General features: G+C 72.6%; 7 protein-coding genes. 2 read left to right on the top strand and 5 right to left on the bottom strand.

What is annotated here, in order from left to right; genetic code table 11:
* Nucleotides 1-485 precede the first annotated feature (485 nt).
* Complete coding sequence (locus tag ABZY44_RS29845) at nt 486-662, top strand: HGGxSTG domain-containing protein (RefSeq protein WP_356659204.1); 177 nt, start codon at nt 486-488, stop codon at nt 660-662.
* A 107-nt stretch (nt 663-769) separates the two neighbouring features.
* Nucleotides 770-994, top strand: coding sequence for a DUF2277 domain-containing protein (locus ABZY44_RS29840; RefSeq protein WP_356659194.1), 225 nt, complete (start codon nt 770-772; stop codon nt 992-994).
* A 688-nt stretch (nt 995-1682) separates the two neighbouring features.
* On the opposite strand, the gene ABZY44_RS29835 is transcribed toward ABZY44_RS29840, so the two are convergent.
* The 5 genes from ABZY44_RS29835 to ABZY44_RS29815 all read right to left on the bottom strand — a co-directional run bounded on the left by ABZY44_RS29835 (nt 1683) and on the right by ABZY44_RS29815 (nt 6984).
* Nucleotides 1683-2602, bottom strand: a protein-coding gene (locus ABZY44_RS29835; RefSeq protein ID WP_356659202.1) for an IS5 family transposase whose coding sequence is annotated in 2 segments (ribosomal slippage) — nt 1683-2243 and nt 2246-2602 — 918 coding nt in all. Because the reading frame shifts where the segments join, the coding sequence is not laid out codon by codon here.
* 231 nt (nt 2603-2833) lie between these two features.
* The gene (locus ABZY44_RS29830) at nt 2834-3349 is read right to left on the bottom strand and encodes a hypothetical protein (protein WP_356659192.1); all 516 of its coding nucleotides are present in this window, start codon (nt 3347-3349) and stop codon (nt 2834-2836) included.
* A 235-nt stretch (nt 3350-3584) separates the two neighbouring features.
* Nucleotides 3585-4217, bottom strand: coding sequence for a VTT domain-containing protein (locus tag ABZY44_RS29825; RefSeq protein ID WP_356659190.1), 633 nt, complete (start codon nt 4215-4217; stop codon nt 3585-3587).
* A 206-nt stretch (nt 4218-4423) separates the two neighbouring features.
* Nucleotides 4424-6073, bottom strand: coding sequence for an alkaline phosphatase D family protein (locus tag ABZY44_RS29820; RefSeq protein WP_356659188.1), 1650 nt, complete (start codon nt 6071-6073; stop codon nt 4424-4426).
* A 257-nt stretch (nt 6074-6330) separates the two neighbouring features.
* A complete protein-coding gene (locus ABZY44_RS29815) occupies nt 6331-6984 on the bottom strand; it encodes an HNH endonuclease family protein (RefSeq protein WP_356659186.1) in 654 nt (217 codons plus the stop codon).
* Between the last annotated feature and the right edge of the window lie 413 nt (nt 6985-7397).

The raw sequence follows: 7397 nt of genomic DNA, 5'->3' as shown, positions 1-7397 counted from the left end.
GCGAACACGACGTGACCGTCGAGACCAACAACGACCGCATCGCGGGCGACCTCACCAAGTGGCTGGCCGCCCGCGCTACCTAAAACACGGCCTAGTGGGTTTTGGGCTTGACCGATCAGGGTCGGGTGCCGGGGGAGCTTACACAGCAGATGTCGGCGGTTCGAAACCGTCCGCGCCCACCGTACGAAGCCCCCAACCAATCATGGTTGGGGGCTTTTCTGCGCCACATCGACGCCATCTGACATCCGCGATCGACTGCAACGGGGACGGTCGGGGGACACGCCGGGTTCGGAGTGGCCGGTCCAGCGTTCGATGGCGTCGCGAACGTCTTCACGCGGGATGTGGACGCGCGGATCGCTGTGCGGGGCCCGGACGGAGAAGCCGTGGTCGAGGCGAACACCGCCGACTCAGTGTGTCGCCGGGGCGTCCTCGGCGAGACCATCACCTCGCCCGGTCCGATCGGAGCCGGAAACAGGTGGGGCCAGATGACTCAGCCCAGGTGTGGGGCACAGACGCTCAGGGGGCGGCCGTGTACCAAGCCCGCGATCACGAACAGTTCCCGGTGTCAGTTGCACCAGGGAGGGTGGTCGGGCTACGGAGTGGCGCAACGGAAGAAGAAGGAAGCCGAGGCGACGATGCGGAAGCTCCGGAAGAAGAAGTGAGCGGGTGGGCGGCCCGCGGCCGCCCCTGACCCGCCTCTTCTCGTCGGAACCTACCAAGGGGGGCCGGCGACGGGTCTGGGAGGCGGGTGGAGCGGGATAGTGGAGGCATGTGCCGATCCATTAAGACGCTGCGTCCGCCCGCCATTCCGGAGAAGGCGACCGAGGAGGAGATCCGGGCCGCCGCCCTGCAGTACGTGCGCAAGGTGTCCGGGTTCAGGGCGCCCGCCGCGCACAACGAGGAGGTGTTCGCGGCCGCCGTGGACGCGATCGCCGAGGCCACGCGCGACTTGCTGGGCGGGCTCCAGGTCAGGGGCGCGGCAGTCTCCGGATAGCCGCCTCGAGCGCCGGCGCACGCCCCGGCTCAGGATCTGGCTGCGTCAGGCCGCCGTGGGAACGGCGTCCTCCTGCGGGAGGACCGCCGCGACCGGGCAGGCCGGGGTGGAGCAGTCGGCCGGGGTCACGGTCCGGAGGGGCAGGCGCCGTGCCGGGCCGCCTCGCGGAAGGTGACGTGGGTGCCGCGCCGTCGAGGTCGCGGGTGAGGGTCCCGCACGGCGCGCGGGTGGCTCGGGGGTCCGTACGGCCGCCACCGGACACGGCGAGGCTTCCTCCTCCGCCGGGACTGTGGATTTCGCCAACGCGCCGGACAGGACCGAGGCGACCGGTTTCCCGTAGCGGCCGGTGGCTCGATGCGAAGCGGAGCGCAACCCGGCCGACGGGCATGGGAAGGCCCGTTTTCCGTGCCCGGTTGCCGTGCGCCGAGGCGTCGACGGCGGCGGTCGCGGGGTGCGGGCGCTGGTCCGTGGCGGGCTCCTGTGGGGTGCGGTCCGGGGACCTTGTGAGGAGGGGCTCCGGGCGGGAGTGGGGAACGTCCCGAGTGGCGCGGGACCTTCGCCGCTCCCGCCGTCGCTGCCGACGGTGCGACAGGCCCGGGTTTCGCCGGGCCGGCGCTCGTGCGGGTTCTGGACGCTTCTCGGGCGCCCCTGCGGTGTGGGCTTTCTTCTCCGAGTGACCCTCGGACGGCTAGGCAGTGTCTGATGGCTCTTTGATGAGGTCGCGGAGCCAGATGACGATGGCTGCGGTGGCCAGGGTGCCGTTGAAGATGTAGTCGCGTTTGTCGTAGCGAGTCGCGACGGCCCGGTGTTGTTTCAGTTTGCCGATGGTGCGTTCGACTGTGTTGCGCTGGCGGTACTGCTCGCGGTCGAAGGCGGGCGGGCGGCCGCCGGCCCGGCCGCGCCGTCGGCGGTTGGCGCGTTGGTCGTCGGGCTGGGCGATCGTTGCTTTGATCCCGCGTTTGCGCAGGTAGGTGCGGTTGGCGCGGCTGGAGTACGCCTTGTCGCCGCGGGCTCGGTCCGGCCGGGTGCGGGGACGCCCGGGCCCGGTGCGGGCCACGTTCAGGGCCTGCATGAGCGGGATGAACATCGGGCTGTCCCCGCGCTGGCCGGGCGAGGTCAGCCAGACCAGGGGCCGGCATCGGTCGTCGGCCAGCAGGTGGATCTTGCTGGTCAGTCCGCCCCGGGAGCGTCCCAGGGCCTCGCGGCCATCTCCGTCCACACGGGTACCACCCCTTTTTCGGGGTGGTCGGCCGGGGGCGCGTGCCGGGCTCCAGCCGCGTGCTGGTGGGCCCGGCAGGTCGTGGAGTCGACGTTCACAGCCCACTCACCGTCGGCATCCGGTGCGGTGGCGTCGGCTCCGGTCTGTAAGGCGCGCAGGACTTTCGACCAGGTGCCGTCGGCCGACCAGCGGCGGTGGCGTTCGTAGACGGTCTGCCAGATTCCGTAGCGTTCGGGCAGGTCACGCCAGGGAATCCCGGTCCGAGTCCGGTAGAACACACCGTTGACCACGGTGCGGTGATCGGCCCACCGCCCACCCGGGTTTCCGGTCTCCGGCAGCAGCGGAGCTATCCGATCCCACTGAGCATTCGTCAGTTCATGCCGACGCACCATGACGGCTTCCTGCCCAGAACAGCGGTAGATCCACCATGCCAGGCAAGAGCCATCAGACACTGTCTAGTGCCGCGTCAGGCAACGTTCACCCCGTCGCGACGCCCGGCACGCACTCTCGCCGCACCGGCCGGAAGCCTGAGTACGTCCCGTACGAAGGCTTCCGTCCGGCACGCCGAGAGCACGCACCGGACGCCGCTCCTCAACGGGCAAACGTTGCCTGACGCGGCACTAGGAGGCGCGTCCCGTGCGGCGGCGCATGAACCAGGCGCCGGCGCCGAGGGCGGTCGCGACGAGCGCGCCGCCGGCGGCGATCTGGCCGGGGCTCATGGCGTCGACACTGCCGCCGAGCCCGCCGCGGGCGGCGCCCGGGGTGATGTTCAGCGCGACGGTGACGCGTTCGCCGCCCGGGCCGCCGCACTCGAAGGTGACGGGGTGGGAACCGGCGCTGACGTTGCCGAAGGTGGTGGCGGCGCCGAAGAGGTTCGTGGCCTCGGCGTTGCCCGGGGTCAGCCATACGTCGCCGAAGGCGCGCGACGAGGCCTTGCCCGTCTTGGTGCCGCAGCCGGTGATGTTGAGGCTGACCCGGCCGCCGGGGGCGACGTTGGTCGGGGAGACGTTGCCGGAGGGACCGGCGTGGGCCACGGTCGCGGGAACGGCGGCCGAGAGCGCGATCGCCGTGGCGGCGACGGCGAGTACGCGGGGGAGGGCGCGGTGTGAGCGGGGATGGCGGGGTGTGGTGGGCATGGAGAGGGCTCCTCGGGCTCCGTGACGGTGCGTCGCGGCGCGGCTTCGGATGCGCACCGTGTCTTGGACGCTAGGAGCCCGGCGCCGACGCGGCGATCCCTGCCGGGTGAACGGGTGAGCCACTGCTCCGCCCGGGGGAGGCCGGACAGCCCCACGGGCCGGAAGCGTCCGGTCGGGCAGGCCGGCCCGAGTCGGTCGGGCGGGCCCGGGTCCGCCGGTCGGTGGAGGGGACGGGTCAGGCGGCTGGGGCCGGGGTCGCGTCGGTGGGGCGGCGGACGACGTAGGCGGCAAGGGCCCCTGCCGCGAAGAGGGCGATCAGGGAGACGGCCGTACCGAGCCAGGTGGTGCCGAGCCACTGGGTGCCGAAGTAGCCGAGGGCCACGCTGTACCCGGCCCAGGCGATGGCCGCCAGGACCGACCAGGGCAGGAACTCCTTGACCTTGCGGTGCGTCTTCCCCGCGCCGAGGGAGACCACCGAGCGGCCGGCCGGGGCGAAGCGGGCGACCACCACCAGGGCTCCGCCGCCGCGCGCGAGGGCGGTGCCGAGGCGTTCGTGCGCGCGGGTCAGCCGGCGGGAACGGGCGATGGCCCGGTCGAGCCGGGCACCGCCGCGCCGGGCCAGCCGGTACGCGGCCATGTCGCCGAGCACCGAGGCGGTGACGGCCGTCACCAGCAGCGCCAGGATGTCCGGCACCTGGTCGTGCACGGCCACCGGGCCGGCCGCTCCGGCGGCCGCCGCGGCCGCCGCCGCGGTGATCACCAGGATCCCGCTGGGCAGCACCGGCAGGAAGACGTCGAGCAGGATGGACAGCGCCACGAGGGCGTAGATCCATGGGCTCGACGTGAGAGAGCCCAGCGTCTCAAGCAAAACGGGACTCCCCGGTCCAGTTGACGTGCTTCGGCGTGAAGCGCCGCTTCGTTCGCGGGGGAGCGGCAGGGGCGGCTGACAGCGGAACAGCGTACGCCGGGCGTCCGCGGACCGAACGCTCGGGGGGTGAACGGGTGCGCGGTGGGTCCCGTGACGCCCGGCGCCGGTCCGGCCGCCTTGCCCGCCCCGCCCCGACCCCCGCGCCCCTACTGCGGTGCCGTGAGGTCCCGGTCGAGGACCGTCACCAGACGGGGGCCCTTGCGGGCCTGGTCGAGGCGGAGCCGCGCGGAGCGGCCCGACAGGGCCAGCGTCATGAGCTGGTTGCCGAACCACGGCCCGTCCGTACGCCGCCAGCTCAGCGGGGGCCGGCCCGTCCGGCCGTGCCGGGAGAAGCCGCGGCCCAGCCACCGGCCAAGCCGGGACCAGCCCAGCCGGAAGCCCCATTTCACCGCCGTGTGGATGGAGTTGTGCACCGGCGAGCACGTCAGCTGGAACACCCGCGCGGTACTGGGTATTCGGGGCTCGGCCACGTACGCGTGGTGCACGTCGCCCGACAGTACGCACACCGTCGCCGGCGCCCGCGGACCCGTGCCCACTTCCTCTATCAGGTCGCTGAGCGCCGCGAACGAGGCCGGGAACGCCGCCCAGTGCTCCAAGTCGCTGCGCCGCCGCAGGTCCTCACCGATCCTGGCCCACCGGGGGCCGCGCTCCCCGCGGCACAGGGCGGCGTTCCACACTTCCGCGTCGTGGACGAGCGGAGGCATCAGCCAGGGCAGCGACGACCCGATGAGGAGGTGGTCGTAACCGCCGTGTCCGGCCAGGGCGTTGTCGCGGAGCCACTGCTGTTCCGCCGGGTCGAGCATCGCCCGGCCGTCCTCGGCGAGCACCCGGGCGGCCCGGGTGTCCACCATCAGCAGGCGGGACCGGCCGAAGTCGCGGCGGTAGCTCCAGCGGACGGTCGCCGGGTCGGCGTCCGCCGAGGCGGCGAACGCACGGAGCGCGTCGGTGCCGTCGGGGGTGTCGCGGACCGCTTCGTACAGCGGGTCGGCCGCGAGCTCGGCGGGGGAGAGGTTGCCGAGGTGCTGGTACACCCAGTACGACATCAGCCCGCTGAGCACCCGCTCCCGCCACCACGGGGTGGCGCGCATCTCCGCCAGCCACGCGGCGCTGGTGTTCCAGTCGTCGATGACGTCGTGGTCGTCGAATATGTGCAGGCTGGGGACGGTGGAGAGGAGCCAGCGGATCTCCGGGTCGAGCCAGGACTCGTAGTAGAGGCGGGTGTACTCCTCGAAATCGGCGACCTGGGCGCCGGGGGCCTCGCGCAGGTCCCGGCGGGCCGCGAGCCACTGGCGGGTGGGCCGCGACAACTGGTCCGCGTACACCTGGTCTCCGAGGAGGAGAAGGACGTCGGGCCGCTCGTGCGCATCCTCGCCGGCGGCCAGCCGGGCGGCGAGCGTGTCGAGGGCGTCCGGGCCGTGCGGTCCGCGCCGGTCGGCGGGCGGGGCGGCCTGTCGGCAGGAGCCGAAGGTGACGCGGAGGGGAGGGGCGGGTCCGGACCGGGCGGTGGAGGGCGTGGTGATGGTGCTCGCCGGGAAGGGGCTGCCGGCGAGGGGCCATACGCGGACGTCGTCGAGGAGTACCTCGTACGCCGTGGTGGAGGCGGGGGTCAGTCCGGTGACGGGGATCAGGGCGTAGTGGTGGCCGGCGACCTGGAAGGTCTGGACGCTGCCGCCGGAGCCGTCGGCGCAGCGCACCTCGGCGGTGCAGGGGCGGTCCGTCTCGACCCAGACCGTGGCGCAGTCACCCCTGTCCCAGTCGACGTAGCGCAGCAGTGGTCCCAGACGCATCGTGGCCATGCAACTCCCCCTCCTGCGTTGTGCGCTGGCCGGTGATCACCGGCCCCGGGCCGTGACCTCCGGCCCTGCGATCACGGTACGACGAGGAGGGGGCGCTCCACCTCCCCCTGGCGGGGGAAAGATCTTTGGCCAGGGGTGGAGGGGGAGCGGGCGTCGTCCGGGCACCCCGGCAAACGCTCCGCCGGGCGTCTGCCAGGTGTCCGCCGCCGCGGTGGGCATCGGCAGGGGTCCCCCGGTCCCCGGCGGGCGCCCCGGTGTCAGCAGCCGTTGAGGATGTTGACCAGGGCCGTCTTCTCCGTCGAGTCCATGCTCAGGGCCCAGTACTGCTTCACGTTGACCCACATCCGCGCGTACGTACAGCGGTAGGCCGTGCGCGAGGGCAGCCACTTGCCGGGGTCGAGGTCGCCCTTGGCCTGGTTGACGTTGTCCGTGACCGCTATGAGCTGCGGGCGGGTGAGGTCGTTGGCGAACTGCTGACGCTTCGCGGTGGTCCAGGAATTGGCCCCGGAGCGCCAGGCTTCGGCGAGCGGGACGACGTGGTCGATGTCGAGGTCGGCCGCGGCGGTCCAGGTGGCGCCGTCGTACTCGGAGTACCAACTGCCGCTCACGGCGGCGCAGGCGGAGTCCACGACGACGCCCGAGCCGTCGCGCTTGAGGACGGTCTCGCGGGTGTTGCAGGTCCCGGAGACGGTGCTCCAGTGGGGGAAGAGGTCGCGGCTGTAGCCGGTGGTGGTGCCCTCGGTCTTGGGGGTGACCGTGGCGAGGTAGGAGCGGGCGGCCGCGGCGCTGATGGGGGTGGGAGGGGCGGCGGAGGCGGTGGGGGCGGCGAGGAGCGTCGTGAGGGAGGCGGCCGCGACTGCTGAGGCGAGCATGCCAAGTCGACGCGCGTAGACGGAGGGCGTGAAGAGCATGAGGGGCTCCTGGGTGGGGTCGGGCAGGGGCGGGAACGCCGTGGGGCATCGCCATGGTGGCCGCGCCGGGTTTCGCGAGGGTGGGCGTCAGGTGACAGTGTGACGACATGGGCATGTCATGGCGAGATCCGTAACGCAACCGGAATCAGCGGAAGTTGAGAGTCCGGATGCGGCGCGCGGGTCGCGCGGGCCGGTTTGGCGTCACCTGGGTCGCAAAGTCCCCTTTCGGCGCAGCGGCGACGTCGCTTACCCTGGACGAGCAGAAGGGGAGTAGCTCTTTGCCGGAGCGTCGACATACTGCTGGGTCACACCAGCCGGCGCCCGGAGGCAGACCGCGGGCACGTGTGCGCGGGGTCGGCCAGCGAGACCTTCGGCCGCAGTGTCCTGCGCGTATGTTCGCGTACGCATCCCAG

Origin of the sequence: Streptomyces sp. NPDC006544 (assembly GCF_040611715.1) — a bacterium.
In the GTDB taxonomy this organism is placed as follows: Bacteria; Actinomycetota; Actinomycetes; order Streptomycetales; family Streptomycetaceae; genus Streptomyces.
Note: the sequence above shows the minus strand (reverse complement) of the source record. Positions and strands in the feature narration are given on the sequence as shown.

Bases quoted from the DNA above. Each gene is read 5' to 3' on its own strand.
- ABZY44_RS29845 (WP_356659204.1), top strand. From the start codon at position 486: ATGACTCAGCCCAGGTGTGGGGCACAGACGCTCAGGGGGCGGCCGTGT.
- ABZY44_RS29840 (WP_356659194.1), top strand. From the start codon at position 770: ATGTGCCGATCCATTAAGACGCTGCGTCCGCCCGCCATTCCGGAGAAG.
- ABZY44_RS29830 (WP_356659192.1), bottom strand. From the start codon at position 3,349: ATGCCCACCACACCCCGCCATCCCCGCTCACACCGCGCCCTCCCCCGC.
- ABZY44_RS29820 (WP_356659188.1), bottom strand. From the start codon at position 6,073: ATGGCCACGATGCGTCTGGGACCACTGCTGCGCTACGTCGACTGGGAC.
- ABZY44_RS29815 (WP_356659186.1), bottom strand. From the start codon at position 6,984: ATGCTCTTCACGCCCTCCGTCTACGCGCGTCGACTTGGCATGCTCGCC.